Origin of the sequence: Pleomorphomonas diazotrophica (assembly GCF_002844595.1) — a bacterium.
Taxonomy (GTDB): domain Bacteria; phylum Pseudomonadota; class Alphaproteobacteria; order Rhizobiales; family Pleomorphomonadaceae; genus Pleomorphomonas; species Pleomorphomonas diazotrophica.
In genome coordinates this window covers 190131-215737 of sequence record NZ_PJNW01000014.1, presented here as the reverse complement: position 1 = coordinate 215737, position 25607 = coordinate 190131, and the positions used below count along the sequence as shown (strand labels likewise).

At 62.7% G+C, this 25607-nt stretch carries 27 protein-coding genes and 1 tRNA gene; 10 read left to right on the top strand and 18 right to left on the bottom strand.

Features of this window, described 5'->3' with window-relative positions:
* Positions 1-25: 25 nt before the first annotated feature.
* Positions 26-658, bottom strand: coding sequence for a shikimate kinase (locus CXZ10_RS16995; protein ID WP_101290543.1), 633 nt, complete (start codon positions 656-658; stop codon positions 26-28).
* An 86-nt stretch (positions 659-744) separates the two neighbouring features.
* Between CXZ10_RS16995 and CXZ10_RS21870 the strand changes: the two genes are divergently transcribed.
* The 6 genes from CXZ10_RS21870 to ppa all read left to right on the top strand — a co-directional run bounded on the left by CXZ10_RS21870 (position 745) and on the right by ppa (position 6214).
* Positions 745-981 (top strand): hypothetical protein, encoded by a 237-nt coding sequence (locus CXZ10_RS21870; RefSeq protein WP_180336047.1) that lies wholly within the window; start codon positions 745-747, stop codon positions 979-981.
* Positions 978-1913, top strand: coding sequence for a site-specific tyrosine recombinase XerD (locus CXZ10_RS16985; protein ID WP_101290542.1), 936 nt, complete (start codon positions 978-980; stop codon positions 1911-1913). The genes CXZ10_RS21870 and CXZ10_RS16985 overlap by 4 nt, the downstream gene beginning before the upstream one ends.
* A gap of 159 nt (positions 1914-2072) precedes the next feature.
* Positions 2073-3032, top strand: a complete 960-nt coding sequence (locus tag CXZ10_RS16980) for an acetyl-CoA carboxylase carboxyltransferase subunit alpha (protein ID WP_101290541.1) — start codon at positions 2073-2075, stop codon at positions 3030-3032.
* A gap of 241 nt (positions 3033-3273) precedes the next feature.
* Entirely contained in the window at positions 3274-4863 is a 1590-nt protein-coding gene (locus CXZ10_RS16975) for a L,D-transpeptidase family protein (RefSeq protein WP_180336046.1), read from the top strand.
* Between the two features lie 191 nt (positions 4864-5054).
* Complete coding sequence (locus tag CXZ10_RS16970) at positions 5055-5576, top strand: GNAT family N-acetyltransferase (RefSeq protein ID WP_101290539.1); 522 nt, start codon at positions 5055-5057, stop codon at positions 5574-5576.
* A gap of 104 nt (positions 5577-5680) precedes the next feature.
* The gene (gene ppa / locus CXZ10_RS16965) at positions 5681-6214 is read left to right on the top strand and encodes an inorganic diphosphatase (protein ID WP_101290538.1); all 534 of its coding nucleotides are present in this window, start codon (positions 5681-5683) and stop codon (positions 6212-6214) included.
* Between the two features lie 157 nt (positions 6215-6371).
* On the opposite strand, the gene msrB is transcribed toward ppa, so the two are convergent.
* Positions 6372-6773: a peptide-methionine (R)-S-oxide reductase MsrB gene (msrB, locus tag CXZ10_RS16960; RefSeq protein ID WP_101290537.1), complete on the bottom strand. Its 402-nt coding sequence runs from the start codon at positions 6771-6773 to the stop codon at positions 6372-6374.
* A gap of 65 nt (positions 6774-6838) precedes the next feature.
* Entirely contained in the window at positions 6839-7114 is a 276-nt protein-coding gene (locus tag CXZ10_RS16955; RefSeq protein ID WP_101290536.1) for a hypothetical protein, read from the bottom strand.
* A gap of 273 nt (positions 7115-7387) precedes the next feature.
* Here CXZ10_RS16955 and CXZ10_RS21865 point away from each other — a divergent pair, with 273 nt between their 5' ends.
* The gene (locus tag CXZ10_RS21865) at positions 7388-7969 is read left to right on the top strand and encodes a cytochrome b (protein ID WP_280178917.1); all 582 of its coding nucleotides are present in this window, start codon (positions 7388-7390) and stop codon (positions 7967-7969) included.
* Positions 7970-7973: 4 nt separating this feature from the next.
* Here the strand turns inward: CXZ10_RS21865 and CXZ10_RS16945 are convergent, their stop codons facing one another.
* The 6 genes from CXZ10_RS16945 to CXZ10_RS16920 all read right to left on the bottom strand — a co-directional run bounded on the left by CXZ10_RS16945 (position 7974) and on the right by CXZ10_RS16920 (position 14690).
* Entirely contained in the window at positions 7974-9047 is a 1074-nt protein-coding gene (locus CXZ10_RS16945) for an ABC transporter ATP-binding protein (protein ID WP_101290534.1), read from the bottom strand.
* Between the two features lie 39 nt (positions 9048-9086).
* Positions 9087-9920, bottom strand: coding sequence for a carbohydrate ABC transporter permease (locus CXZ10_RS16940; RefSeq protein ID WP_101290533.1), 834 nt, complete (start codon positions 9918-9920; stop codon positions 9087-9089).
* The gene (locus CXZ10_RS16935; RefSeq protein WP_101290532.1) at positions 9917-10786 is read right to left on the bottom strand and encodes a carbohydrate ABC transporter permease; all 870 of its coding nucleotides are present in this window, start codon (positions 10784-10786) and stop codon (positions 9917-9919) included. Before CXZ10_RS16935 ends, CXZ10_RS16940 begins: the two co-directional genes overlap by 4 nt.
* Before the next feature lie 162 nt (positions 10787-10948).
* Positions 10949-12268, bottom strand: coding sequence for an ABC transporter substrate-binding protein (locus CXZ10_RS16930; RefSeq protein WP_101290531.1), 1320 nt, complete (start codon positions 12266-12268; stop codon positions 10949-10951).
* Between the two features lie 18 nt (positions 12269-12286).
* Positions 12287-13810 (bottom strand): putative N-acetylmannosamine-6-phosphate 2-epimerase, encoded by a 1524-nt coding sequence (locus CXZ10_RS16925; protein ID WP_101290530.1) that lies wholly within the window; start codon positions 13808-13810, stop codon positions 12287-12289.
* A gap of 112 nt (positions 13811-13922) precedes the next feature.
* Positions 13923-14690: a GntR family transcriptional regulator gene (locus CXZ10_RS16920; protein ID WP_101290529.1), complete on the bottom strand. Its 768-nt coding sequence runs from the start codon at positions 14688-14690 to the stop codon at positions 13923-13925.
* A gap of 290 nt (positions 14691-14980) precedes the next feature.
* Between CXZ10_RS16920 and CXZ10_RS16915 the strand changes: the two genes are divergently transcribed.
* Entirely contained in the window at positions 14981-15853 is an 873-nt protein-coding gene (locus tag CXZ10_RS16915; protein WP_101290528.1) for a hypothetical protein, read from the top strand.
* Positions 15854-15907: 54 nt separating this feature from the next.
* On the opposite strand, the gene CXZ10_RS16910 is transcribed toward CXZ10_RS16915, so the two are convergent.
* The 6 genes from CXZ10_RS16910 to CXZ10_RS22005 all read right to left on the bottom strand — a co-directional run bounded on the left by CXZ10_RS16910 (position 15908) and on the right by CXZ10_RS22005 (position 22125).
* Positions 15908-16690 carry a hypothetical protein gene (locus CXZ10_RS16910; RefSeq protein WP_101290527.1) on the bottom strand — a complete coding sequence of 261 codons (783 nt, stop codon included), beginning with the start codon at positions 16688-16690 and terminating at the stop codon, positions 15908-15910.
* Between the two features lie 176 nt (positions 16691-16866).
* Complete coding sequence (locus CXZ10_RS16905) at positions 16867-17502, bottom strand: recombinase family protein (RefSeq protein WP_101290526.1); 636 nt, start codon at positions 17500-17502, stop codon at positions 16867-16869.
* A 186-nt stretch (positions 17503-17688) separates the two neighbouring features.
* Positions 17689-18195 (bottom strand): thermonuclease family protein, encoded by a 507-nt coding sequence (locus CXZ10_RS22010; protein ID WP_180336054.1) that lies wholly within the window; start codon positions 18193-18195, stop codon positions 17689-17691.
* A gap of 385 nt (positions 18196-18580) precedes the next feature.
* Positions 18581-19579 carry a ParB N-terminal domain-containing protein gene (locus CXZ10_RS16895; protein ID WP_180336045.1) on the bottom strand — a complete coding sequence of 333 codons (999 nt, stop codon included), beginning with the start codon at positions 19577-19579 and terminating at the stop codon, positions 18581-18583.
* A 261-nt stretch (positions 19580-19840) separates the two neighbouring features.
* Positions 19841-20428 (bottom strand): Rha family transcriptional regulator, encoded by a 588-nt coding sequence (locus CXZ10_RS16890; RefSeq protein WP_101290523.1) that lies wholly within the window; start codon positions 20426-20428, stop codon positions 19841-19843.
* A 1073-nt stretch (positions 20429-21501) separates the two neighbouring features.
* Positions 21502-22125 carry a DUF6998 domain-containing protein gene (locus CXZ10_RS22005; RefSeq protein WP_425298919.1) on the bottom strand — a complete coding sequence of 208 codons (624 nt, stop codon included), beginning with the start codon at positions 22123-22125 and terminating at the stop codon, positions 21502-21504.
* A gap of 195 nt (positions 22126-22320) precedes the next feature.
* Between CXZ10_RS22005 and CXZ10_RS21855 the strand changes: the two genes are divergently transcribed.
* On the top strand, positions 22321-22431 hold the full coding sequence (locus tag CXZ10_RS21855) for a Rha family transcriptional regulator (protein ID WP_244617126.1): 111 nt from the start codon (positions 22321-22323) through the stop codon (positions 22429-22431).
* Positions 22432-22443: 12 nt separating this feature from the next.
* Here CXZ10_RS21855 and CXZ10_RS16880 read toward each other — a convergent pair whose 3' ends face one another.
* Together CXZ10_RS16880 and CXZ10_RS16875 are read right to left on the bottom strand one after the other, a co-directional pair.
* Positions 22444-24114 carry a DUF6538 domain-containing protein gene (locus CXZ10_RS16880; RefSeq protein WP_101290522.1) on the bottom strand — a complete coding sequence of 557 codons (1671 nt, stop codon included), beginning with the start codon at positions 24112-24114 and terminating at the stop codon, positions 22444-22446.
* Positions 24115-24200: transfer RNA gene (locus tag CXZ10_RS16875), tRNA-Leu, on the bottom strand.
* A 154-nt stretch (positions 24201-24354) separates the two neighbouring features.
* Here CXZ10_RS16875 and CXZ10_RS16870 point away from each other — a divergent pair.
* Positions 24355-24885, top strand: a complete 531-nt coding sequence (locus tag CXZ10_RS16870; RefSeq protein WP_101290521.1) for a response regulator — start codon at positions 24355-24357, stop codon at positions 24883-24885.
* A gap of 20 nt (positions 24886-24905) precedes the next feature.
* Here CXZ10_RS16870 and CXZ10_RS16865 read toward each other — a convergent pair whose 3' ends face one another.
* Positions 24906-25490 carry a CAP domain-containing protein gene (locus CXZ10_RS16865; RefSeq protein ID WP_244617127.1) on the bottom strand — a complete coding sequence of 195 codons (585 nt, stop codon included), beginning with the start codon at positions 25488-25490 and terminating at the stop codon, positions 24906-24908.
* Positions 25491-25607: the final 117 nt, after the last annotated feature.

Sequence of the window (25607 nt, the reverse complement as noted above, 5' to 3'; positions counted from 1 at the left end):
CCCGCCGTTTCCGGCCCCGGCGCCGTCAAGGCGCCTTTTGTCCTCGTTCCGCGTCTTCGACAAGCCAAGCTTCCAGGGCGGAAACCACCGCGTCGACCATCGCCTCGTGTGGCACGTCGACCGACTGGACGGTAAGGTCTGCCTCGGCATAAACAGGATAGCGCGCCTCGACGAGTGCCTTCAGGGTGCCTACGGGATCGGCCGTCTGCAAGAGGGGCCGCGTCGGCCGGCGGCGCACCCTTTCGTAGAGCAGTTCCCAGTCGGCCCTGAGCCAGATCGATATGCCGGCGCCACGGATCGCCGCCCGCGTCTCCGGGTTCATGAAGGCGCCACCGCCGGTAGCGATGATCTGGCCCGGCTCGCGCAGCAGGCGGGCGATCACACGCCGCTCTCCCTGACGGAAATAGTCCTCGCCGTGCTCGGCAAAAATCTCGGAGACCGTCTTCTTGGCCGCCTCCTCGATCGCCGTGTCGGCGTCGATGAAGGTCAGGCCGAGGCGGCCGGCCAGGCGCTTGCCCACCGACGTCTTGCCGGCTCCCATCATGCCCACCAGCACGACGGAACGACCGCCGAGCAGCTCGACGATGCGGGCATGGGCGCTGGCGCGCCGATTGGCGGCGTCGTGGTCGCGGCTGCGGCTGGTCTTGACGTCGGTCATGAGAAGTCTCATGGGTTGGGGAGGCGCGTCTGTCAAGCTGTTAGCATGGCCGAGCGACCTTGCAGGACCCGGCCCCGAGCGGAACCATGCCGACCATCACACGCTTCCTCGGCTTTCTCCTCGTTCTGGCCGCCATTGCCACCGCCGCAGTGCTGGCACTGGCCTATCTGGTCACGCCGGAGCCGCGCACTTTCACCGTGCCCATCGACCCCTCCGTGCTCAAGGGTGCCCGGCCGCTGTCGCCACCGCCAGCCTCTCTCACGCCCGAGCCGGCCGGTCCGGACGGGGGCGCTGCGGCCGCCCCGCCGGACAGCACGCCATGACCGTCGGCGACGCCACCCTGGTTGAAACCTACCTTGAAGCGGCCAGCATCGAGGATGCGGCGTCCGACAATACGCTCATCGCCTATCGCGCCGACCTCGATCTCTATCTCGGCTTTCTTGCCAGCCGCGGCCGCAGCCTTCTCGATGCCGCAACGGAGGATGTGGAGGATTTCGTCGCCGGCCTCGCTGCCGAGGGTTACGCCGCCGCCACCCAGGCTCGCCGCCTCTCCGCCGTCCGGCAGTTGCACAAGTTCCTCTATGCAGAGGGGCGCCGCGCCGACGACCCCACCGCTCGGGTTGATCGCCCGCGCACCCGCCGTCCGTTGCCCAAGGTGCTCACCGTCGATGAGGTTGGACGGCTTATGGATGCGACAGCCGCCGCGGCGGCCGAACCGATCGAGGATCAGGCCGAAGCGCTGCGCCGCGCCCGCTTCTGGGCCATGCTGGAGACGCTCTATGCGTCGGGCCTCAGGGTTTCCGAACTGGTAGGCCTGCCGGCCGGCGCCATCCGCGAAGGCGCCGCCGCCATGACCGTGCGCGGCAAGGGATCAAAGGACCGGCTGGTTCCGATCGGCGAGGCCGCCCGCGCCGCCGTCATCAGCTATCGCCGCCTTCTGAAGGCCAGTGGCCGGCACGCCGGCAGCCCCTTCCTGTTCCCGGCCAGTTCCGAGACCGGCCACGTCACGCGCCAGAGCTTCGCCCGGGACCTGAAGGACGCCGCCGCCCGGCAGGGACTGTCGCCCGACAAGGTGTCGCCGCATGTTCTGCGCCATGCCTTCGCCAGCCATCTGTTGCAGAATGGCGCCGATCTGCGCATCGTCCAGGAGTTGCTCGGCCATGCCGATATCGGCACGACCGAGATCTACACCCATGTCCTTGAGCATCGGCTCGCCGCGCTCGTCGCCGATCATCATCCACTGTCCGAGCGGTAGCCGCCTTGGTATTGGCACGGAGATCGTCACAGAATTGCCGGCATTTACGGCGATTGGCGTTGACAAGGCGGCGATCGAAAGCCAAGTGTGCGCGGTCGCCGCACCTTTGGTTGTCCCTGGGGATTAAGACGGCGGCCGGGGCACCATGAAGAGAGCCGGATGAGAAGCTATCTCGACTTTGAGAAACCCATCGCCGACCTGGAAGGCAAGGTTCAGGAACTGAAAGCCCTGGCCGACAGCGGCAACGCCCTTCCCATCGACGATGACATCGCCAAGCTCGAGACGAGCGCCGCCCAGGCGCTGGCCGACATCTACACCCGCCTCACGCCCTGGCAGAAGGCGCAGGTCGCCCGTCATCCGGATCGGCCGCATGCCGTCCACTATATCGAAAAGCTGATCTCCGACTGGACGCCGCTGTCCGGTGACCGGAACTTCGGCGAGGATGCCGCCATCCTGGCCGGCCTCGGCAGCTTCCGCGGTCGTCCGGTGGCGGTCATCGGCCAAGAGAAGGGCCACGACACCCAGACGCGTATCCGGCACAACTTCGGCATGGCGCGCCCCGAAGGGTACCGCAAGGCCATCCGCATCATGGAGATGGCCGACCGCTTCAACCTGCCGCTGATTTCATTGGTCGACACGGCCGGCGCCTACCCCGGCATCGGCGCCGAGGAACGTGGCCAGGCCGAAGCCATCGCCCGCTCGACGCAGGCCTGCCTCCGATTAGGCGTGCCGATCGTGTCGGTGGTGATCGGCGAGGGTGGCTCCGGCGGCGCCATCGCCATCGCCACCGCCAATCGCGTCTTCATGCTGGAGCACTCGATCTACTCGGTGATCTCGCCCGAAGGCGCCGCCTCCATCCTGTGGAAGGATTCGGCCAAGGCGCAGGACGCGGCGATGAACATGCGCATCACCGCCCAGGATCTCGTCCGCTTCGGCATCATCGACGGCATCATCGAAGAGCCGGTGGGCGGCGCCCATCGTTCGCCCGATCAGGTGATCGAGGCGGTTGGCGGCGTCATCGAGGCGGCATTCGCCACCTTCGACGGCAAGAGCCGCGACGATATCCGTGCCGACCGCCGCCGCAAGTTCCTGGCGATCGGCCGCGAACTCAAGGCCTGACATCGAGCGCCGCTCGAATCTCGGTCGTTTTGCCATGAATTTCTCACGTTTCCGTAGGAAAGGAGAAGTTCGACAGCTTCGGCTGATGGATGCGCCGGCCTTCCGGCGCATCGTCTGCTCCTCGATGCCACGGTAATACTTCGGTAACCCTGACAGCCGAGGATTGCTTCATGATATGCTGTCCGGCGCCGGGGGGCGGTCGGCCGGCTCCCGCCAGCGCCCAAACGGTGCCGCGGCGCCCATGAGTGACATGAGTGAAACGGAGAGCATGACCTCGTTCCGCCCGTTCCAGCCCTCCTCAGGCATTTCCACCGCCGGCCGCCTTGCGCGGCTTGCCGGCGCCCTTGGCGTTGCCGCGCTGCTTGCCGCCTGCCAGGCCGACGAGATCGGCTATGGCTACGGGCCCAAGGAGCAGCGACCGATCCCGGCGAAGACGCTCGAGCAGATGAAGAAGCTCGACATGAAGCCTTCCTCGCCGGTGCTGATGCGCATCTTCAAGGAAGAGAACAAGTTTGAAGTCTGGAAGATGAACGCCAGCGGCCGCTACGCGCTGCTGAAGAGCTATGACATCTGTCGCTGGTCCGGCAATCTCGGGCCGAAGGTCAAGGAAGGCGACAGGCAGGCGCCGGAGGGCTTCTATTCCATCTCGCCCGGCCTGATGAACCCCAAGTCGGATTGGTATCTCGCCTTCAACACCGGCTTCCCCAATGCCTATGACCGGGCCAACGGCCGCACCGGCTCGGCGCTGATGGTGCATGGCTCCTGCTCGTCGCGCGGCTGCTATGCCATGACGGACCCGCAGATCCAGGAAATCTACGCCCTGGCCCGCGAGGCATTCCGCGGCGGCCAGAAGAGCTTCCAGCTGCAGGCCTTTCCGTTCCGTCTCGACGGCAAGAACATGGCCAAGCACTGGAACGACGCCAACATGCCCTTCTGGAAAATGCTGAAGGAGGGCTACGACACCTTCGAGTTGACCCGCATGGAGCCGAAGGTGGACGTCTGCGGCCGCAAGTACGTCTTCAATGCCAACCCGACCGTACCGCTCGATACCGCCGCCGCCTGCCCCGCCGATCTTGGCCAGCCGAAGGAACTCGTCGCCTCGCTTCAGACCCGAGCCAAGGCCGACTATGCCGAAGCCGAGGTGCTGTTCGCCAAGCTCGAGGAAGACCGCAAGGCCGAGGAAGACAAGCGCATCCAGCTGGCACTCGCCGCCGAGAAGCGCAAGGCCGACGCCGAAAGGGCGCTGGCCGAGGCCGAGGCCGCCCGCATCGAGGCCGAGCGCAATCCTGGCGCCCTCGCCCGCCTGTTCGGTGCCGAGCCCAACCCGGATGCCGGCATCAGGGTCGGCCCGGTGATCGTGCCGGCCACCGGCGCGCCGGTTCCCATCGCCGATCCGCGTGGGCCGCAGATCCACGCCGTCGCCTTGGCCGAACCCATCGAGCAGGAGCGTGCCGGCGCCATCTCGCGCTTGTTCTCCTTCGTGACCGGCGGCGACAAGACCGAGACGCCTCCGCCTGCCGTCGCACCGGCCATGTCCGTGGCCGCGGTGCCGCCGCCTGCCCTCCCGTCACCTGTCGTGCCCGCCCCGGCGAAGCCCGCCTTGGCGGCCCCGGTCGCGCCGGTCGCGGTCATTGCACCACCCATCCCGCGGCAGCCTGGGCAACCGGCGCTCGCAGGCGGAGCAGCGCCAGCGATCGCCCCGCAACCCGCCTGCGCCCCGCCGGGCGTCGTAGCTCCCGCCGGAACCCCGCCCTGCCCGGCCGTGGCCGTGGCGCCGGCGACGGTGGAGAAGGACAAGAGTATCCTGGACCGCATCGGCAATTGGTTCTAGGCGATCCTTGGTCACCGGAGCAGATCCAGCAACAGCGCCTCGCGGTTCTGCTTCAGGACTTGGTTGAAACAAGAGATAGAGGGTTTCCGGTCAACTGGTTCTGACCGGAAATTCTCCAGATGGCTGGCGGCTTTTTCGAGATCCACCGTTTTTGACTTCCGCTCTCGGGGGGACCGGGTTAAGCTCCCTTCATGAGCACCCTTTCGATCGACGTCCAGCGCGCCGCCTTGGAGGATGCCGCGGAGATCGCGGCGGTCCACGACGCCGCCTGGCGCTATGCCTACCGAGGGCTTCTGGACGGCGTCGAACTCGAACGGATGATCGAACGCCGCGGACCGCGCTGGTGGGCCAAGGCCATCGCCCGCAATGTCGCCGTGCTGGTCGTCAAGGTGGAAGGACGGGTTGCCGGCTACGCCACGCTGGGTCCGAGCCGCATGCGCGCCCTGCCCTTCCGGGGGGAGATCTACGAGCTCTATCTTCATCCCGACATGCATGGCGTCGGCCTGGGACGACGACTGTTCGAGGAGGCGCGGGCAGCCCTCGCCGACATGCATCTCGACGGTCTCGTGGTGCGCGTGCTCGCAGCCAACGCAGTTGGCGTCGGCTTCTATGAGCGGCTCGGGGGGCAGGAAGTCGTGGGCTCCAGCGAAAAGATCGCCGGCCGCCTCGTGCCGGTCATCGTCTATGCCTGGCCTCCGGTCGGGCGAGGCTGAAGCTCCGGCAACGCAGACCAGCTATAGCGCCCGTTGCCTTGCTTTCGTCCCACCGTTACGGATAAACACGTGCTCGCAACTTTGTTTCTTTTCAAGGATTAATCATGCGCATCGACGCCGTTCCCATCGGCAATAACCCGCCCGAGGACATCAACGTCATCATTGAAGTTCCGCTCGGCGGCGAGCCGATCAAGTATGAGATGGATAAGGCGGCCGGCGCCATGTACGTCGATCGCTTCCTCTACACGGCGATGCATTACCCCGGAAACTACGGCTTCGTGCCGCATACGCTTTCCGACGACGGCGATCCGATCGACGTGATGGTGGTCAACACCCGCGCCATCGTTCCCGGCGCCATCATGAACTGCCGACCGATCGGCGTTCTCAAGATGCAGGACGAAAGCGGCCATGACGAGAAGATCATCGCCGTTCCCTCCAACAAGCTGACCACCCGCTATTCCAAGATCAAGACGATCCAGGACTTGCCGGAGATCACGGTCCATCAGATCGAGCACTTCTTCGAGCACTACAAGGATCTGGAGCCCGGCAAGTGGGTGAAGGTGATCGGCTGGGGCGGCGTCGACGAAGCCGCTGAACTGATCATGGCAGCGATCGCCAACGCCAAGACCAGCGCCTGATAGCATCTCGCGAAGATGCTGAAGCATCCACTCATTGAGACCATTGCCGATTTCTCGGTTGCGCTAGCGGCATGAGAAATCGGCAAGCGGAATACCAAGAAGCATTTTCAATGCATCTCGGTATGATGAGCTTGGCGGCCCGCGATGGCCGCCATGGTTACTCCGGACGGAAGACCAGCGCCACGCCGTTGATGCAATAGCGCAGGCCGCTCGGCGGCGGCCCGTCGTCGAACACGTGACCGAGGTGCGAGCCGCAATGGGCGCAATGCACCTCGGTGCGGACCATGAAGTGACTGCGGTCGACCGAGGTCTCGACGGCACCCGGCTCAGGTTCGTTGAAGCTCGGCCAGCCGGTACCGCTCTCGAACTTGTCATGCGAGGCGAACAGCGGCGTGTCGCAGCCGGCGCAATGGAACACGCCGCGCCGCTTCTCATATAGCAACGCACAACTGCCGGGCGCCTCGGTGCCGTGACCGCGCATGACGCGGTACTGCTCGGGCGTGAGCAGCCGCCGCCATTCCTCGTCGCTACGGGTGATGGGGAAGGTTTCGACGGTCATGACGGGCTCCTGTCAGCGGCGGCAATGCCGCCCTCTACGTGGGAACCCCTAGCTTAGTCCGCAAGTCACCGCCGGTCGACGCCCTCGTTGCTCTCGGAGGTGACCGACGGTTCGTCAGCAACAGGGCCGGTGATTTCAGCCGGCTTGTCTGCAGGGTCGACCCATTTGATCAGGAACACCCAGGCGGCATAGACGAATATGCCGGCGGTCAGCACCATCCACATCGGATCCTTGACCACGAAATTCTCGTATGTCGCCCAGGCGCCGGTCACCGCCACCAGCAGGACACGCCGCCAAAGCGGGCGATAGAAGGGATGGTTCAGATCGGAAACGCGCTTCATATGTCCTCCGCCACCGGTCAGATCCGGTGGCGCCCCACCATAGCGCCGGATCCCGTATCTGCCCCGAAATTTAAAGGAAGGTCTCTTGCGAGGCAACCTTGGGGTCTCGCCCGACCCAATCCGCCTCATCGGCGGAGCCATGCTCACGCGATTTTGAGATGCAACCGCCATCACCCGCCGGCTTTCTGCCGCATTCCGACTGGCAATTGTCGGATACCTACGCATAATCACTTAATCAATCGACATCCTCCGCCGGACGACAGGAGACCTGCCTTGACGAAGGATCATTCGACGCTCTTCGACCATCCCGAGGGCTACGGCGCGATCACCCGCGCATTCCATTGGCTGATGGCAGCGCTGTTCGCCTGGCAGTTCCTTTCAGCCATCCTGCATGCCGTCGATCGGGACCTGCCGGTTGCCCGTTTCTTCTGGTCCTGGCACTCGTCGGTCGGCTTCCTTCTGTTGGTCACCGTCGTCCTTCGCGGGCTGTGGGCTCTCGCCAACCTCGGCAATCGGCCGGTCTATGCCGTCAGCCTTCTCGGCACGGCGGCGCGCCTCGGGCACCTCATTCTCTATCTGCTGATGCTGGCGATACCCACGCTGGCTGTCGTCCGCGCCTATGGCAGCGGTCGCGGCCTCTCGGTCTTCGGCATCGAGGTTTTCGCTGGCAGTGGCGAGCGCATCCCGGCGCTCATGGCGCCGGCCAATGCCGCGCATGGCCTGCTCGGCTGGACATTGCTCGTCCTCGTCGCCGGCCACATCGTGATGGCACTCGCCCACGCCTATCTCTGGCGCGAGGACACCCTGACGCGCATGGTGCGCGGCCGGCCGGCACCGGTCGGCCGGATCGGTTAGCCGTTCAACCGCCGACCCGGCTGCCCGTCGCCTTGTCGAACAGATGAAAGGCAGTTGACGCCGGCTGCAAGGCAACGGCCTCGCCGGACACGGGCCGAAGGCGCTTGTCCATGACACGAACGATCAGCTCGCCCGCCTCGGTCTCGACATGGACGTAGTATTCGGCTCCGAGCGCCTCGACCAACCGTATGCGCCCGGCCAAGCCTGGAGTACCGGCCCCGGCGATGCGGATGTCTTCCGGACGGACACCGAGGAGCAGCGCGCCGTGGTGCCCGTCCGGACGAGGCCCCAGATCCATCGTTCCAAAGGGGAGCATCTCCCCTTCTCCCACCTCGATCAGGTTCATCTTCGGTGAGCCAAGAAAGCGGGCGACGAACAGGTTGGCCGGCCGCTCGTAAAGCTCCTCGGGCCTGCCGACCTGCATGAGATTGCGGCCATGGCCGTCCTTGAGCGGCGCGAAGACGGCGATACGGTCGCCCATCGTCATCGCTTCGGTCTGGTCGTGCGTCACATAGATCATGGTCGCCCGGATGCGCTCGCGCAGGCGCATGATCTCGCCACGCATGGAGACACGAAGATCGGCGTCGAGATTGCTGAGCGGCTCGTCGAACAGGAAGACATCGGGGTGTCGCACGATCGCCCGCCCCAGGGCGACGCGCTGGCGCTGTCCGCCGGATAACTGGGCGGGACGGCGGCCGAGATAGGGGCCGAGGTCGAGAACATCGGCCGCTTCCTTCACCCGCAGCGCAATCTCGGCCGCCGGCCGACCCGCCATCTTCAACGGGAAACCGATGTTGCCCGCCACCGTCATGTGCGGATAGAGCGCGTAGCTCTGGAACACCATGGCGACGTTTCGGTCCGATGGCGCAAGGCCGGTCACTGAGCGGCCACCGATCTGGATATCGCCCGCGGTCGTCTCCTCAAGCCCGGCGATCATCCTGAGCGCGGTCGACTTGCCGCAGCCGGACGGGCCGACGAACACGATGAACTCGCCGTCCTGAACCCTGAGGTCGAGACCGGCGATGACGCCGACCTTGTCGAAGGACTTGGCAACGGACTTGAACTCAATCTCGGCCATGGTCGTTTCCCGAACATTCGAGGCGATAAGGCGTGGGGATCAGCCCTTGACGGCGCCGGCGGTCATCGACCGGCCGATCTGGCGATACATCAAGAGGCCGAGGACGAGCGGCGGTAGCGTCGCGAGGATCATCACGGCGGCGGCGACGCCCCAGCGCACGCCACCGCCCGATGCGGCAAAGAAGAACGAGGCGCCGACCGACACCGGCGTCGCGCTGTTGGTGGTGAGCATCAGGCCGAACAGGAACTCGTTCCAGGAGTAGATGAAGGCCAGCACCGTCGAGGCTGCGACGACATTGAGCGACATCGGCGCCACCACATAGACGAGAAGGCGCAACGTACCGGCACCATCGACGCGGCCCGCTTCCTCGATCTCCAGCGGCAGGTCGGCAATGGACGAGGCGAACAGCACCAGGACCAGCGGCACGTTGACGAGGCAGAGAATGAGGGCAAGGCCGAAGCGCGTGTCGAGCAGACCGACCTGCTGGTACATCAGGTAGATGGGGATGGCGAAGATGATCAGCGGCACCGCTCGGAGATTGACGGCGAGCGGCAACAGCCAGGTGCGCCCCACCCCGAAGCGCGCCATCGCATAGGCCGCCGGAAAGGCCAGCGCAATGGCCAGCACCGAGCCGATCAGCGAGGCGACGAGGCTGTTCGTCAGGAAGTGCAGGATGTCGAACCGGTCGGCCATGGCGAAGACGGCCGCATAGTTGCCGAGCGTCGGCGCCTCGATCATCAGCGAGGCATTGGTCATGATCTCCGCCTCGCTCTTCAGCGAGGTCACCAGCGTGGCGATCACCGGGAAGTTCAGGATGGCGACGGCGGCGATGAACGCCAGCCAGCGCAGGGTGTCGACGAACGGCTTCCTCATAGTGGTGCCTTTCTGGCCGTCAGCCCGTTGATCACCCACAGCACAACGAAGGACGCGGCGAGCAGCAGCATTGACGCCGCCACGGCAAGGCCGATATCCCCGACCTTGAAGAAGGCCTGATAGATGTAGATGCTCATCGAGGTGGTGGAGCCTCCAGCGCCCGGCCCCACCAGGGTGTAGAGATTGTCGAACACCCGGAAGCTGTCGATGAAGCGGATGAAGAAGGTGATGCCGATCGCCGGCAGCATCAGCGGCAGGTCAATGTTGAGAAACAGCCGGCGGCCGCGCGCTCCGTCCAGCGCCGCCGCCTCGCGAACATCGGGCGAGATCGCCGCGTAGGACGAATGCAGGATCAAGAGCGCGAACGGCGTCCATTGCAGCGTCTCGACGGTCACCAGCGTCGTGAACGCCCAGTCGCGGCCAAGGAAAGCGGGAAAATCGCCGTACCACTCGAGGAGGTAGTAAGGCACCGCACCGACGAACTCGTGCAGGATCAGCCGGTACATCAGGCCGACCAGCGCCGGCGCCACCATCATCGGCAGCATGAGCAAGGCGATCAGCCAGGGTCGCCTAGCAAACAGCGGCGCGAGGAACACCGCGAGACCGAGACCGGCCACCACCTGAATGACCGCGACGATCAACCCGAAGCGCAACGAGAACCAGGCGGCGGCCCAGAACTCGGGGTCGGCCATCGCCTTGGCATAGTTGGAGAAGCCAACCAATTCCGGCGTCCGGATATTCTCAAAGCCGACGCGCGAGATCGAATAGATGAGGTCAAGAACGAGTGGGAACCCCAGGAGGGCGATCAGGAAAGCCGTGAGCGGGGCGATCAGAAGACGCCCCTCGAAACGTGAAGTCCGCGGCATACGGGTCTCGTCCTCGGGAAGATCGACAGCGTTGGAAAAGGCACCCGCGCGCCGGCTGGGGGATCGGCGCGCGGGACTGACGGCGCGGCGTTGCTGGCTCGACTAATCTACCGCAATCCGCCAGGCAGAACAGCGACGGTCAGGCAGCCGCCGTCCGGATCGTCACGGCTTCAGGAGTTCGGCCATGCCGGCCTTCGCTGCAGCAAGCGCGTCATCGAGCGACTTGTCGCCGGCCCAGTAGGCGGTGAACTCCTTGGCCTGCAGCTCGTAGACCTGCAACGCCTTGGCCGCCGTGCCGCCGTGCATGACGAAACCATAGGCGCCGGCAAACTGGCCCAGCTTGACGAGGTCCGGCCGCTCGGCACTGACCTTGGCCACCACCGGATCGCTGAGCGCCGGCGAACCGCCGGCCCTGGCATAGATCTCCATGGCGTCGGCCGTGCCGAGCCAGTTGAGGAACTTGACGGCGCCTTCCTTGTTCTTCGACGCCTTGTTGATGCCGAGGCCGAGGCCGTGGATATGGGTGAAACGACCTTCCGGCCCGGCAGGCGGCGCCACGGTGCCGATCTTGCCTGCGACGGCGGGCGTCTTTTCCTTGTTGTCGAGATCGCCGAAGGCGGCGTTCCACTGCACCATCGTGGCGGCCTGGCCGGCGCCGAAAGCGGCATTGGCCTCGGCGAACTCGTAGGTGGTCGAGTCCTTCGGCGACGTGCCCTCGTCGTAGAGCTTCTTGTAGATGTCGAGCGCGGTACGATAGGCGGGGCTGTCGACGATGATCTCACCCTTGTCGTTCATCCAGTCGCCGCCCTGGGCACGCGCCGTCGACTGCCAGACCATCATGTTGAACAAGAGGTTCTTCATCTGAAGAACCGTACCGTAGCGGGTCGGACTGTCGGAGTTGATCGATTTGGTGAAGAACAGCGCCGTCGCCATCCAGTCGTCCCAGGTCCAGGCGTCCGGATCTTTGGGGTCGAGCTTCTTGCCGAGATACTTCTCGGAGATCTCGCCATACTTGGCCTTCCAGTCCGCATCGGACAGCAGCTTCTCGATGAGATCGCTGCGATAGTACATGAAGTGCAGCGACAGGTCGGTCGGGATGCCATACTGCTTCCCATCATACTGCATGGTCGCCAGCACCTTCTCGGGGAAGGTCGTCTTGGAGGCGTCCGGCAAGCTGATCGGATCCATGAACGGCGCATAGCGACCGAGCGCGTAGGTGGCGAGAAGATTGACGTCGAAGTCTGTCGAGCCGGCGGCGAGGTCGGCGGCCAGCTTGTCGAAGAAGCCGTCGCGGTTGAAGAAGATCAGCTTCACCTTGTCGGCATCAGTGGCCGTGGCGTTATAGGCATCTGCCGCCTTGCGCAGGCCGGCTTCCTCCGGTCCTCCCGGCCATCCAAGGACCGTCACCTCGGCCATGGCTCCGGTTATCCCAAGCGTCGCGAACAGGGCGGCGCTGGTCAGAAGGGTCTTCAGTCGCGTCATTTTGTGTCCCCTTGGATTTTATGATGTGCGACGAGCGAGGTCGGCGGCGCCGATCACGCCAGCGGTTTTTCCGAGAGCCGCGGCGCGGATCTCGGGCTTCAGATGTGGCGGCAGATGCGCCAGCCGCGCTTCGAGGCGCGCGCGGTAGCCATCAGCGAGGCCGACGCCACCGCCAACGATCATGACGGCCGGATCGAACAGCAGTTGCAGGTTCTGAAGGAGGCGGGCGACCACATCGATCGATCGGTCGAGAACCGCCGACGCCCAGGCCTCGCCCCGCGCCGCGGCCGCAAAGACTGCCGGCGCGTCGACCGCGTGACCAAGTGCCAGGGCTGCGTCGGCCAGAAAGCTCCCGCTCGCCAGCGTTTCGAGCGGCACGCCCGTTGTTTCCTGAACAAGGCCGACCGAGCCTGCAACACCACCGCGACCGGTGAGCAACCGCCCGCCAATCACCGCGCCACCACCGATACCCGTGGAAACGGTGACGAACAGGAGATCCCGGCCGGCGCCTGCGCCGAAGCGATATTCGCCCCATGCGGCCGCCTGGGCGTCATTATGCAGCACCACAGGTCGGCCGAGGCGCTCCATGAGCGCGTCCGCCAGCGGATAGTTCGACGACACCGGCAGTGTGCCAGGATTGAGAGCCGACCAGCGGCCGTCATGCACGACGCCCGTGACGGCGCCGCCCGCCGCGCCGTAGCGCCCCTGCCACGGAGCCGCCAACTCGGCGATGGCATCGCACCAGTCGTCAGGGTCGAGGTGTCTGTCAGTGGTTTGCTCGCGCGTCTCGACGACGTGGTCGCCGTCGACCAGCGCGACCAGCGTCTTGGTGCCTCCGAGATCGAAAGCCAGCGCCGGCTGGACGGATGCCGCACGGGCGGCACCAATGGCATCGGCAAACCAGCGCGTGATGTGCTCGGGGCGGGTGATGGCCGAGCCGACGACGACGCCATGAGCGCCGAGCCGGATCGCTTCGGCTGCCTGTTCCGGCACGCGGATGCGCCCCTCGGCGATCACCGGCCGGCCGAGCCGCACGGCAGCGGTGAGCAGCGGAAAGTCGGGATCGGACGGTTCGGGGCCACCGGTATAACCGGACATGGTCGTACCGACGACATCGGCACCAAGCGCCACCGCCGCCCTCGCTTCCTCGATGGTCGAAATGTCGGCCATGGCGAGCTTGCCGCGAGAATGAACGGCCGCGCAGAGATCGGCGACGGCAACCGGCCGGACACGATCGGTCGCGTCGAACGCGATGATGTCGGCACCGGCGTCGGCCAGCGCGGTCACGTCATCAAGGAAGGGAGTGATGCGCACCGGGGATTCATCGAGGTCGCGCTTGATGAGGCCGATGATCGGCGCGTCTGTCGCTGCCCTCACCGCCTTGAGATTGGCGATACCCTCGATGCGCAGACCGCGCCCGCCCGAAGCCAACGCTGCCAGTGCGAAGCCGACCACCTGATCGGGATGGTCGAGCGGCCCTTCCGGCACCGGCTGACAGGAGACGACAAGCGATGAGGCGAAGCGCTGGAGGCAGTCGGACACGGTTTCCTCGCTGCTGTTCACTGATGATAGTGGTAGCAGCGTAGAGACCAGTTAGCAACCAGTCTGGACTAAAGGCCTATAATTTGCTCAACTGGTATCAAAGTGATCACATTCAGTCCTGTGCACGCAACTCAACCAGAAAGTCATAGCGCTCGCCGCAGTAATAGGTGCGAGTGAACTCCACAGGTGTGCCGTCGGCCGTGAAACAACGGCGCTCGGCGACCAGCAGCGGCGCGCCAACGTCCAGATGGAGAAGGCGCCCGTCTTCCGCTCCGGCGATGGCGGCGCGCAGGCGTTGCAAAGCCCTGACCGGCCGGCGATGCCGCTCGGCCAGCACGTCGTAGAGCGAGCCGGTGACCACGTCCGGATCGTCCAGCACATCGGCCGGCACCACCGCATGCTCGATGGCCATTGGCATGCCATCACCGGTTCGGAGGCGCTTCAGGCGGCAGACACGTGCACCCACCGACAGGTGCAAGGCCATGATTTCGGCCGGCGAGGCGGGGCCAACTTCCCGGCTGATCCAGGTCATGCCCGGCTCGATGCCGCGCGAGCGCATATCCTCGGAGAAGGACGTCAGCGCCGATAGCGGCTTTTCGACGCGCTCGGCAACGGCCGTGCGGGCGCCGTGGCGCCGAATCAGCACGCCATCGCCGACCAGTGCCTCAATCGCCTTTCGCACCGAGGTGCGGGATACGTCGATTGCCTCCGCAAGGTCGCGCTCGCCAGGCAGCACATCGCCGGTGCCCAGCACATTTTCGGTGATGGCCTGCCTGAGCGCCGTCGCGAGATCGCGATAGATGACGCCGCTCGAATGCCGATCGAGAGCGCCACGAAGAAACTGGATAAGGGGCGTTTGGCTGAGCGCGATGTCGGACATTGGCCTGCGAAGCGATCGAGAGTTGCAGGTCCGATGTATCAGGTCGGGTCCGAAAGAGAAACAAGCCGAGAGGCCATGGAGGAGACACGTTCCCGTCCAACAATAGCCACCGGTACCCGGCACGGTCCGAAAAGACGCAAGTTATGGAAGATTGGTGCCCCAGGCCGGAACCAAGGGCGCCTTGCAATGCCATTCAAATCAATCGGTTAGACCCACCCCAGCGATTGCCAAATGTAGCAGTCGGGCGTAGCAGTTACAATGAGCTACGCTTGGAAAAAGGGCGCCGGAATATGCCAGATATCGACTTCGAGTTCACTCGGGAGCGGGATCGTGAACTAACAGAGGCGGGGCTAACACTTCACCAACGGCCTTTCCACGTCGCCATAGCGTGGATGAAGGCTAACAACATTTCTGGCCCGCTCTTCGACAACACTATTTGGTCGCCGTTAATGACATTTTATCGCCAACTGTATCCATCAGGTGATTTCAGCGTCCCTGCCTTATTCGAGGGAGGGGTGGCATTCCGTGACCAGATGTATAGCGTCAGGGTAGACGTTGGGTTCGGTCAATTCTCTATCGAGCCGATAAAGTGCATTGAGATCCCACCAGAAGAGCTTGAGACAATCTATAATTTGGAACGGGATCAGTTCTGGGGAGCGCTTTATTGCGCCGGTGATGTAATAGATATAGCATATGGCATCGACGACATTAGCCATCAGCGTGGAGAAGCGGCGAGATTATTTTCAAATGCACGCTCCGCATTAGCCGCGACGGTCCGAACTTTACAGGGGAGGCTTGACCTGGACACAGCCGTGCAAAGTGCGTGCATAGCGTCGGAACTCGCGTTGAAAGGGGCACTTGTTTGTATAGGCTGGACGCTCCCCCAGGTGCGGAAGCTATCTCACAATCTCGTTGAAGCCGCCGAAACCCTAGTCAGCGAGCGCCCAAGAAGTTCGGACGCCCAGCTTCTCGCCGCGTGTGCGTCATTTCCAAACTATGTCACCAGTCGTTACACTGATCACGGACTGTCGCGTCGTGAACTAATGACATTAGCCATGCGCTCGCAGTTTATTGTGGCTGAAGCCGTTCGTCGGGTCACGGAACGCGATTTAGGCGCCCAGCTCGAAGCGGACCAATCAATACCCCCTCGCGTACTGCCGTAAACCCTATACGGTATTGCGGGCCTGCGGGTCCTGAGGGGACAGGTGGGCGCATGCCTACAGCACCGTTTTGGTGATCTTGCGTACGCCCTCCACCAGCTCGTTCACCTCATCCTTTGTCGGCTCCGTTTGCTTTTTATGATCGCACTTATTTCTAAGGTCACCTAAGTGTTGGATGAACCGCCATGTAGCCGTTTCGATCACACCGCCGGTCTTCAGTGCGTCATTCAAGTCTGAAATCGCCGGGTCCTTCTTGCGGAGCGAAATCCCGTGACGTTCACAAACCGCGTTCAAATGGCCTTCGAGGACAACCCCTGCAATTGCACCAGCGCCCCGCTGATAGCCCTTTGCATTCAGCTCTTCGGCCTCATGTAGTTCGTCGTCCAACAAGTCTGCATGGACTAGTGTTTTGATGTCGTAAAGAGTGGACTGGAAGCGGTTCAGAAGGCTACAAATTATGCTGTACTGCTGAAGCATTGGCCGAATGGCGGAGGCTGGAGAAACGACAGTCTCGCCGTAAGATACGATTGTGACTGCCCTGAGAGCGTCGCTGATCGTATAGTTCGAGGCAACTATTTCCTTCCTAGGCCCCTTGGCCGCATAATAGCTCTTGAAATCTTCCGTCCTGTCAGGAAGAAGCTGAGTTATCAGCGCAAGAGCTTCTGAGTACCACTGTTGATATGCAAACTCAAAGTCTGGAAGCTTGCTCAAATCCTGGTCTGAAAGACGTCCGTTGAACCCAGCCTCCGGAAGAAACTGGTGTTGTATTGCCATGACCAATTCACCGCCCTGGTTCGCCAGGCGATAGATGTCTTTCTGGTACCTCTCAAAGCCCGCCATAGTTCACTCCGCGAGAGCTTGTGCTCTGGGGGTTCCGATGCACTCACCTTTGAACAAGCACTCGGGAAGCGGCAAGCCTGTTCCACTGGTGATCAACTGTTCCGTACAGAACCGGGGTTCATTACAGGCTGAAAAAACCTTAGTGGAGTAAACGCATGGTCATCTTCAATGCGCCGTCAATAGCCCCATGCGACCAGCGCCTTCTCAGCCCCGGCCGGGTCTTCCTTGATCCTGTAAACAGCCTGACGACTAAGCCCTGTCGCCTTGGCTATCTCGGACGCCCCCTTATTCAGGCTGAGCATGTCCAGGACGGTCGTTAGTCCCTCCCGGCTGTAGCTAGGCTTCCTGCCGAGATACTTCCCCTCAATCGCCTTAGCTGCCTCGATAGCGCCCCTTCTGGCTTCCTTCCTCACCTCGTCCTCGGCTTGAGCCATGGCCGCCATAAAGCCAATCAGTGAGTCCCTGACAGCCCTTTGCATTGGGTCCTTCGTGGCACCGTCGAATGTGAAGCCATTGATCACGGTCTTGATGATGACGCCACGACGCATGAACTCCCGCATGGTATCCGTCACATCCTCGTAGTTCCTCCCAAGCCGGTCCACCCAGCGGACAACCAGAGTGTCCCCGGCCCGGAGCATATCGAACAGACGGCGCCCGTTGGGCCGCTCTGCCAGCTTGGTAGAGACACCGGAGACGCCATGGTCGGCCACAACGTCCGTTATCTCGAAGCCAGCCGCTCGGGCTTGGACCTCCTGAAGGGAGAGGTTCTGATCCTTGGTAGAGACGCGAGCATAGAGAACGACCTTGGACATGGAGCACCCTAGAACACAGTGAGGAACAGGCCGGAGCCTGTCCGCTGAGATTTCGTCCGTTAGAACGCATGTCCGTAGACCGAAGTCAATCCCAGCGGACAGGCATTTGGGGCCTCTTCCGTCTGTCCGCTATCCTATACCCCAGCGGACACGCGGTCATGAGCACCACGGATGCCGGGAGCCATCCTAGAGGCGGGCTAAGCCTTCCTGAATGAGGGTGGCGCCAATGGACGTTCCACCCTCGGTCCGGACAATGCGAAGCTTCCGGCCGTATCGATCTTCATCCCTTGAGCCCTGCACCAGTGTGAAAGGGCCGGCGCTGAGCAACTCACGAAGCCGGGCCTTCGCCTTGAGGCCCAACTCCTTCTCACGGTCACACCTCGAGGGACTTAACTCGGGTGTGTCAATGTCGGCTATCCGCACCTTCACCCCCTCCAGCCAGAAGATATCCCCATCGACCACACAGGCGGCCTGAGAGGCCGTCTCGCAGTCGCCGAAGGTGTGGCTATACGGGGCCGGACTGGTTGGCCTGATCGGTCGTAGAGGACGGTAGGAGGGGTTCCAGGCGGGGCCACAGGGCCGCAGCCACAGCCGCGTCAGCGCCCCAACGAACACGGCTGGGCTCGAGCGGCGACGACGTGGCGCCCACCTCCTCGAACGGAGCGGGCGGACCTTTCGAGTGTCTCTCGGCATCATCCGCCCAGCTTGGCACGGCAGGGGGCACGGGGGGAACTCGGGTTCCGCTTAGTTCGATGTACCCCCACGGATTTTTTCGCCAGAGATTTCCGCCACCGCTATGTCCCCGCCATTCCACCCGATCCCCCGTCAGGGACGTTCAGGCCCAGCCATGCCGTCCACATCTGGCCGTGGAGGGACTATGCGCCGTGGGCTGAGGGTCACACCAACTGAACCGAGAGGGAGTTCTCGGGATGCTTCTGGGTTGTTATTTTTATCGAGGGTACCGTGGCACCCCCCTGCGCCGCTCGGTTCTTGGGGAGGTGTCACAGCGGCTATTAGTGGAGACACTAGGGACAGCGCTCCGGCCGCCCTAAAGGGCCACTACGGCGGGCTGCTCGGGTCAGAAGTTTGGGTGGCAACCATCATCAAACTCGTCCTCTTCATCGTCCGCCCTCTCCGGGGAGCCGAAGGGGCTTGAAGGGTTGAGGTCACGGCCGATCTCTTCGGCTAGGTGGGGCACTGCCGCCTCAATAAACTCGGTCCAGATTTCAGGCTGCTTGACTAGGGTGCTGAGCTTCACCTCCCGTGCGATGCCCCTAATCATCTTCTGCACGGTCTCTTTCTTCCAAGCTTCAGCGTCCCAGTCCAAGCCTGACGTATCGATGCCGGCCCTCTGAGCTTCCCTCCAAGTGTTGGGGAGGCTCCTGTCCTCGCCCTTCTGAAGCTCTTTCAGCTTGGCCTTCATCCGCATGATGGTGGACCGGGAGACCTTCGTCGCTTTTACGGTGACGCTTATCGAGAACTCCCCGGAGCACACGAGGCGCCACGCTCGGTCCGTTCGCTGATCATCGGTCATGTTCAACCGAACCTTCGCGCCGTCTTCCGAGCCCTCTGAAATGGCCTCTCTTGGGCTACCCTCGAACCACTTCACGGGGATGGTGCGAAGGTGGATTGGAGTGGCCTTCGCGCCGTTCTTCTTACTGTCCTCGGTGGCATCGGCCCGGTACGCCCTGAGGCGGTGATGGCCGTCGAGGAGGTAGACCACCGCCCCGCACTGCCAAACCAGGACCGGGTCCAGGTCGCCATCAATCTTCAGCGCCTTCCTGAGGGCCTGGACGTGAGACTTGTCGAGCGCATTCTCACCACGTGGCTGAAAGGCATTCTCGAGCGTGTGGACGGCATCGAGCGGGAGCCTGTCAGGCCTCTCCGCAAACTTCGGCCATGCCGACACCAGTCCCTTGGAGGCCTCTACCACTCTCTCAAGCTCCTTGATTGCCTCTTGAAGGCTCATGTGGGTGAGTTGGGGAGACGGGAGGAAGCTAGTGTCGGCGCCCTCCGGGAACACCCCTGCCGTGCTAGGGGCGGTGCGGTGGCCTTTGAGTTGACTTATCGTCAGCATGAATTCTGTGTCCTGTCGTTGGGTTCTGGGGTCTCCTTGGCGTTCGTGAACAGGTCCGCGATTGCGCATGCGGATGCGTCTGACGGGAGCCCTGAGAGCCCCCGCCATCCACATAAACCCAAAAGAACGAACCAGGAGAAAGAGAGCCGATAGCTAGTCAGCTCACGGTATCGACGCCTGGGCAGTTGCCCGGCGTTTTCTTACCATATGTGGTACTAATGTAGCCGCTTCGTCCTACAACCAGAAAGAGTGGACAACGCGTCAGCGGGTGGACGTCGCGTAGGCGAGAGCCTGCTTTGCAGACTGCGCCCGTTCGGCTTCGTCAGCGGCCATCCGAAGGAGCTCGGCGTAGGATTTTGGGCGGCTGAGACTTGTGGACGGACGTTCACCCGCCCTGGACTGCTTGCCTGAAAGCCTTCCCTTCTCGTACTCATCCGCCCAAGCCCGTGCAGCAACAACCGGGTCATCGGGGGTTACGGAGGGGGCAACACCAGACCACACCTCTTCGTGGTCCCTCAGTTGCACCAGGGCCTTGTTGAAAGCCGCGATGTAGGCCAGCTTCAACCTTAGGGCCTTCCGGCCGGTAAAGCCCATCGCAAGGAGTGTGACGCCTTTGCGGTCCAACTCGTAGGCTGGGAACCTGCGCCTACCAAAACCAACGCTACTCTCAATCTCAGTGCACTCAAAATTGCGCCGTAAGGTGGGGTCGGCCTTCAATAGACTGCGGATAGCTCTCATTACGTCCTTGTGCTGCTTCTCGAAATACTCGGCAACGTCGCGGCTCGTGGCGAACACCCGGTTGCCTTCGGTACGGACGACAGGGGCGGCGAAAGTGGCCAGTGAATTCATTTAGTGGTCTCCATATCAGGGTGCCTAGGCCCCGGCGGCCTATGCATATGGGGCCACTAATGGCCGCGCCGATCCGTGATGCCTAACGAGCGGCCGACTGGGGCCGGCCCCCGCTTGGGGAATCTCCTAGAAACCGCCCAAAAGGCCGGCCGGATTTCTTCAGGATTGAACGCGCATGCCTCCACGCGGCACCTGCTGACAGGTGGTGGCTGCGGATTTATCCTTGACTACCTGGCTGGCTCTGTTGGCGCTCTCATCGATCAACCCGACCCACTGTTCGAGCCGCCGCAACCGCTCCACCTATGAGTGCTTCTCGGCTGTCCAGCACTTCCGTTGGCAATTATCACCAGCGTTCCTGGCCTAGGGATTTGCCTTATTCGGCGAAACTGCCTCATAAGGTATCTGGCTTTCTTGGCGAGTGCTGTACTTATGGTCTCTCGACGCGGACATCGACGCCGGGGCGTCGCCGCCCTGAACGAGAGGATCGCCGGGTCTCCACATACGCCCTGGGCGCACCCCCTCGCTGTCTTCCGAAGTGGTTTTGCTCTGGTCTTCTCCGTTGCATTCGCGAACCACCATAGTCTCTGGAGCGCCTTCCCCCCAATAGTAGGCAAGCTCGTCTTGGGTTTTGCAGTCTCCGCTAGACGCTTGAGCGGCCGTAGTCAGTGCGACGAACAACAAAGCTGGGGCAATTCTTGACATTCAGCACCTTCAGTCGGGGGAAGATGCTCGACCATGCCGTCATCCTCTGCGGAAGAGCAACCCTAGGGGACCACTTACTCAGCAACCCGAACTGGATTGCGGGTCTGCCGGGCCATCTTTGCGCCCCGCTCTTGCCGGTGGCGCTGATCCTGAGTACCTTGACCGAAGCGCCGGACCAAAGCTCGGAGCCCCTTGCGCTAGAGGGAAATCCAGAGGGTGGCGGTTTATGCAGCCGCCACCCCCTTTCTTCGGTTTCGAGATCATCGTCTACACTCCACGGCCGAAAAGACCGTGCGGGCAACCTTCGCTCAGTGAAAAACCCGCGTTGACCGACTGAAAGCCGTTCGAGCCCTGATCGACACTCGCCCGCCTTATTGTGCAGGTTTTGCTTGATGGAGATCGGCGCCCTCGGGAGCTTCGGCTGGCGCTAGTTCCCGACCCTCGCCGTGTACCAGGAGGGCCGCTCCATGTTGACCTTCGAGTTCACTCGTAAGAAAGCGATCCAGTGCAGAGCCCGCCGTATGGCCGCTATTAGCAGTGTGGTTGTCTGGATCTTCTATGTCGTCCGTAGTTAGGCGCCGGACTCCGAGCTTTCTTAAGCGAGCAAGAGTAATGCTTCGCTGCCCGTTCTTCTGCATCTTGCCGGCGCTACTCCAAACAGGCTCGCCCGGTCCGTCATAAACAATCTCAGCCTCCGCTACGTCGTTACGACTGGTGTCAATCCGAAGGACTACAAGCCTATCGCAGGTAGAATAGAGAGACACAGCACCCCCGCCGGTCAACTTGATTTGCACATCCCCGTTCTTGTCGTATGCGTCGTGCCCCGGGTATGAAGCTGGATAAAGCGTTAGTCCGAGAGCTTCAGCAGCAACCACTTCGCCAATAGAGCCAACCAAATGACCGTCGGGCGTGAATTTCCTTCCGGGATATCTGAGCTCAAGCTCCCTCACCGCACGATAGATTGTAGCGACCGGCTGCGGAAGTTTGACTTTCATAATCCATCTCTGTGGCCAGATCAGACATGCATGACCGTTGCGCACAAGATATCAGGGTCTATGTTTTCAAACGCTTAAGCCCAAACAAGATGCTCGACGGGGCGGCCTCTTTCGAGCAATGCCACTGCCGTGTCAAAAGTGACGTTGAAGCAGTGCTTTCTGCCGATAGCTCGATTGCATCCAATTTTTGGGCCATTGAAGCCCCAGTCAAAGTCGGCCGGAATGCACCTCGTCGGCGCCTTCAAGATGGATGGCGACGGCTTTACGCTCCTTGCGATGGGCTTCACCGGCCGCACGGCGCTGTAGTTCCGAACTGGTCTACATCGCCGCCTTCAACGAGGCCTCGGCCAACATGCGGCGCACCATGTCCATTGCCTTCGCCGTTTGGATCAATCGCACGGCCTCCGATCCATAGTGCTTCTCACTCGCCCCCGGCTTCATATGACCCAGGATGGCCGCCTTCTCGTTTGGATTTACGCCGGCCAAGTCGCACCAATCGGCCATGTTATGCCGGAGAGAGTGCACTGTGTGGAGCGGGTCGCTGGAGACCTGCCGTAGCCACTTCATAAGCGACTGAGACGCCGAATTCGGGCCTGCTGCAGTGGCATAGCGGGGGAACAAGTAGGCCGAACTACCCGCCCGCCTCAGGGCATCCTTAGCGGCCTCAAGGGCATCCCCAACCAGGGGGACATTGCGGCGGGAGGACGCGTTCTTCAGACGCCTCATCTCATGGGGGATGAGCTTCAGGTGCGGGGTGCCCCCCGTCACCTCCACGTCAGTTACGCGGAGCCCGGTAACCTCGCCAAGCCGGCACCCGGTACCCTGCAAGAGCCGCCAAATCAGCTTCAAATCCGGTCCGCTGCGCTCTAAGATGAGGGTCCGAGTGGCTTCCACCACATCCTCAGGCAGGGGGTGCCTTGCCTCCATATCGGACATCGCTTCTCTCAACGCTGCCGGAAGGTCCAAGCCAGAGAACGGGTTTTCAAGCGCCCTCATTTTCTTCTGTTTATAAAGGGAGAAAACGCCCTTGATGTCGTTCAAGCCTCTTCGGACTGAGGCGGGGCTCAAGGTGCTTTTGCCGTTGGCTTTAGGCTTCGTCAGGAGATAATCGCGGACCTTGTAGGCGTCATCTACGGTCCAATCCGGCAAAGCGGGAATAGTCCCGAGCGCCTTCTCGATGTTCTTCATCATTGCGTCGATGCGGACCACCCGTTTACGCCGGGCAAACTCATTCCCTGTGATCTTCTCCTTGATGTAGAAATCCTTCGCTTCATCAAGCGTTGGCTTAGAGCTAGCGGCGGCGGGTGTTGAGGGGGGCTTTGGCGTCTCGATCACGTCCCCAGCGTTACGCAGTCGCCTCGCTTTGGCGGCCTCAATGGTAGCCGCGTAGATCGCACGAATAAGTTTCGGCCAACTGGGGGAGTTATCTGCGAGCCTGAGGTTGAACGGATCGGACGCCAGAGCGTCTTCAGCTTCATCGGTCATGAACACCGAGAGTTGGCCGCGAGCAAACTCCTGACGATTGACGCCATCCAGCACATCTAGCCAGCCAGCGTCCTCGTCAAAGTCGCGGCCTTCAAACCCCTCCAGCCTGACTGACTCGTCCTCTTCGAGCAGGTTGGCGTAATAGGCATCCCCGATGGCTTTGATCTGGGCATCCGTGAGTTCGGCCAACGGTGGCTGATGAAGCCGGGCGAGCGCCCTCCGGTGGCTTTCAAAGGTGGCCTGGACGATGGCCGCCTCTTTCCACAGCCTTGCGATTGCCTCCTTCCGATCGCTTGTTCGTAGCGACTTAGTGATTTCGGCCTTGCCGAATGTCTCACGGATGTCCTGAGGGACCGGTGCGCGGAGGTAAAACTTTCGGCCTCGAAGGGCTAACCAAGGGTATGTAGTCACGTCTTCCATGTCCTGACTGTAGCAGTTTGCTGTAGCAGGAGGAAGGCTAACCCGTTGAAAACACGCTATCTTATTGATCTCAAAGGAGATCATTGGTGCCCCAGGCCGGACTCGAACCAGCACGTTCTCGCGAACAACAGATTTTGAGTCTGCCGCGTCTACCATTTCGCCACTGGGGCAGCGGAGGCGGACTATAGCGGCCGGCGCCTCGCCGTCAACGGGCGATCGGAAAAAGATGGCTCCTTGAAGAGCTTTGCAGGCTAAGCGCCCCGCTTAACAAGCCGGAAAGGTCCGGCGCATATTGTTGACAAATCACTAGCCAGGAACCCGATCATGCCCATGCGACCGCCTTCCGCCTCTCCGTCCGCCTCCTCCGGCGGCGCTCAGGCGATCATCGGCGGCCGCCGCCTTCTGGGCCATCTCCTCGGTCGCCGCGCCTCTGCTCATACGGCCGCCGTTGAAGACGGCAATGCGACCGCCGGCGAGGTTCGCCCGGTCGCCCTCGTCATCGACGACAGCCCGATCGCCCGCATGCTGATATCGAGCATCCTCGAATCCTTCGAGGTGGACGTGTTCGAGGCGGGGGGCAGCGCGGAGGCGCAGGCCGTCGTCGCCACCTGCCGCCCGGATGTGGTGATCGTTGACTGGACGCTACGCGCCGAGACGGCCACCGACGTGCTGGACGCACTCGAAACCCGCTTTTCCGGCGGGTTGCCGCCGGTCGTCATGATCAGCGCCTCGGCTCGCATGCCGGCCGACCTGCGGGCCACGGCGACGTTGCGCAAGCCTTTTACGCCGCGCGAACTCTATGCGGCGCTCACCGTTGCCTTTTCCGGCAGGGGAGACGGCGCCGCCGAAGCCTGAGCCGGGCGGCACCTGTTCGCTTATCTGATCGTCAGAACCGTTGCAGACGCTGCGCCACCGGCGCCCATCAGCGTACCGTCGGCAGTGACCACCGGAGGATGGGCGAAGATCAGGCACCAGAACACCTTGTATTTGGAGTTCGGGTTATAGGCCGTGGCGATGCCCATCAGCGTCATCTCGGGATCTTTCATGCCGCGGTCGTGGGGCGGCGACTGCCGCCAGCCCGAAAAGGCCTCGGCCAGCGTGTGGTAACCGGCCGCCACGTTCTCACCGGCATTGGAGAAGGGATAGCCGTAGCCCTTGAGCCGGGTGCCGAGCAGCGAGTGGCCGTCGACGTCGTGGCCCATCTTGTCGGCCGCCGCCATCTTCTTCGCGTAATCCTCGGCGATGCGGCTGAGGCGCGGATCGAGCGTCAACGGCGCGATCCCCGACTGGGCGCGATACTGGTTGAGCATGGACAGCGCCTTGTTCTCATCGACGCGCGCCATCGGCGAGGCAAGATCTTCATAGAAGGTTGGCTTGGGCGGCGGTGGCGGCGCGCTCTGACAGGCGGCAAGAGCAAGCGCCGCGCAAAGCGGCAAAAAGGCGAAGGCGCGTCCGAACACGGGGAATCTCCATGATGGCTCGATCGGCTGACGATCGGCGGTTGGATTTGCCACCAAGAACACGAACGGATGGTTAAATTTCGGCAAACTCAGGGATCATCCGCCGCGGGCGATTGG

Excerpts from the sequence above, each read along its gene's own strand:
- CXZ10_RS16995 (WP_101290543.1), bottom strand. The coding sequence starts at position 658 with ATGACCGACGTCAAGACCAGCCGCAGCCGCGACCACGACGCCGCCAAT.
- CXZ10_RS21870 (WP_180336047.1), top strand. The coding sequence starts at position 745 with ATGCCGACCATCACACGCTTCCTCGGCTTTCTCCTCGTTCTGGCCGCC.
- CXZ10_RS16985 (WP_101290542.1), top strand. The coding sequence starts at position 978 with ATGACCGTCGGCGACGCCACCCTGGTTGAAACCTACCTTGAAGCGGCC.
- CXZ10_RS16980 (WP_101290541.1), top strand. The coding sequence starts at position 2,073 with ATGAGAAGCTATCTCGACTTTGAGAAACCCATCGCCGACCTGGAAGGC.
- CXZ10_RS16975 (WP_180336046.1), top strand. The coding sequence starts at position 3,274 with ATGAGTGACATGAGTGAAACGGAGAGCATGACCTCGTTCCGCCCGTTC.
- CXZ10_RS16970 (WP_101290539.1), top strand. The coding sequence starts at position 5,055 with ATGAGCACCCTTTCGATCGACGTCCAGCGCGCCGCCTTGGAGGATGCC.
- ppa (WP_101290538.1), top strand. The coding sequence starts at position 5,681 with ATGCGCATCGACGCCGTTCCCATCGGCAATAACCCGCCCGAGGACATC.
- msrB (WP_101290537.1), bottom strand. The coding sequence starts at position 6,773 with ATGACCGTCGAAACCTTCCCCATCACCCGTAGCGACGAGGAATGGCGG.
- CXZ10_RS16955 (WP_101290536.1), bottom strand. The coding sequence starts at position 7,114 with ATGAAGCGCGTTTCCGATCTGAACCATCCCTTCTATCGCCCGCTTTGG.
- CXZ10_RS16945 (WP_101290534.1), bottom strand. The coding sequence starts at position 9,047 with ATGGCCGAGATTGAGTTCAAGTCCGTTGCCAAGTCCTTCGACAAGGTC.
- CXZ10_RS16940 (WP_101290533.1), bottom strand. The coding sequence starts at position 9,920 with ATGAGGAAGCCGTTCGTCGACACCCTGCGCTGGCTGGCGTTCATCGCC.
- CXZ10_RS16935 (WP_101290532.1), bottom strand. The coding sequence starts at position 10,786 with ATGCCGCGGACTTCACGTTTCGAGGGGCGTCTTCTGATCGCCCCGCTC.
- CXZ10_RS16930 (WP_101290531.1), bottom strand. The coding sequence starts at position 12,268 with ATGACGCGACTGAAGACCCTTCTGACCAGCGCCGCCCTGTTCGCGACG.
- CXZ10_RS16920 (WP_101290529.1), bottom strand. The coding sequence starts at position 14,690 with ATGTCCGACATCGCGCTCAGCCAAACGCCCCTTATCCAGTTTCTTCGT.
- CXZ10_RS16915 (WP_101290528.1), top strand. The coding sequence starts at position 14,981 with ATGCCAGATATCGACTTCGAGTTCACTCGGGAGCGGGATCGTGAACTA.
- CXZ10_RS16910 (WP_101290527.1), bottom strand. The coding sequence starts at position 16,690 with ATGGCGGGCTTTGAGAGGTACCAGAAAGACATCTATCGCCTGGCGAAC.
- CXZ10_RS16905 (WP_101290526.1), bottom strand. The coding sequence starts at position 17,502 with ATGTCCAAGGTCGTTCTCTATGCTCGCGTCTCTACCAAGGATCAGAAC.
- CXZ10_RS22010 (WP_180336054.1), bottom strand. The coding sequence starts at position 18,195 with ATGCCGAGAGACACTCGAAAGGTCCGCCCGCTCCGTTCGAGGAGGTGG.
- CXZ10_RS16895 (WP_180336045.1), bottom strand. The coding sequence starts at position 19,579 with ATGCTGACGATAAGTCAACTCAAAGGCCACCGCACCGCCCCTAGCACG.
- CXZ10_RS16890 (WP_101290523.1), bottom strand. The coding sequence starts at position 20,428 with ATGAATTCACTGGCCACTTTCGCCGCCCCTGTCGTCCGTACCGAAGGC.
- CXZ10_RS22005 (WP_425298919.1), bottom strand. The coding sequence starts at position 22,125 with ATGAAAGTCAAACTTCCGCAGCCGGTCGCTACAATCTATCGTGCGGTG.
- CXZ10_RS16880 (WP_101290522.1), bottom strand. The coding sequence starts at position 24,114 with ATGATCTCCTTTGAGATCAATAAGATAGCGTGTTTTCAACGGGTTAGC.
- CXZ10_RS16870 (WP_101290521.1), top strand. The coding sequence starts at position 24,355 with ATGCCCATGCGACCGCCTTCCGCCTCTCCGTCCGCCTCCTCCGGCGGC.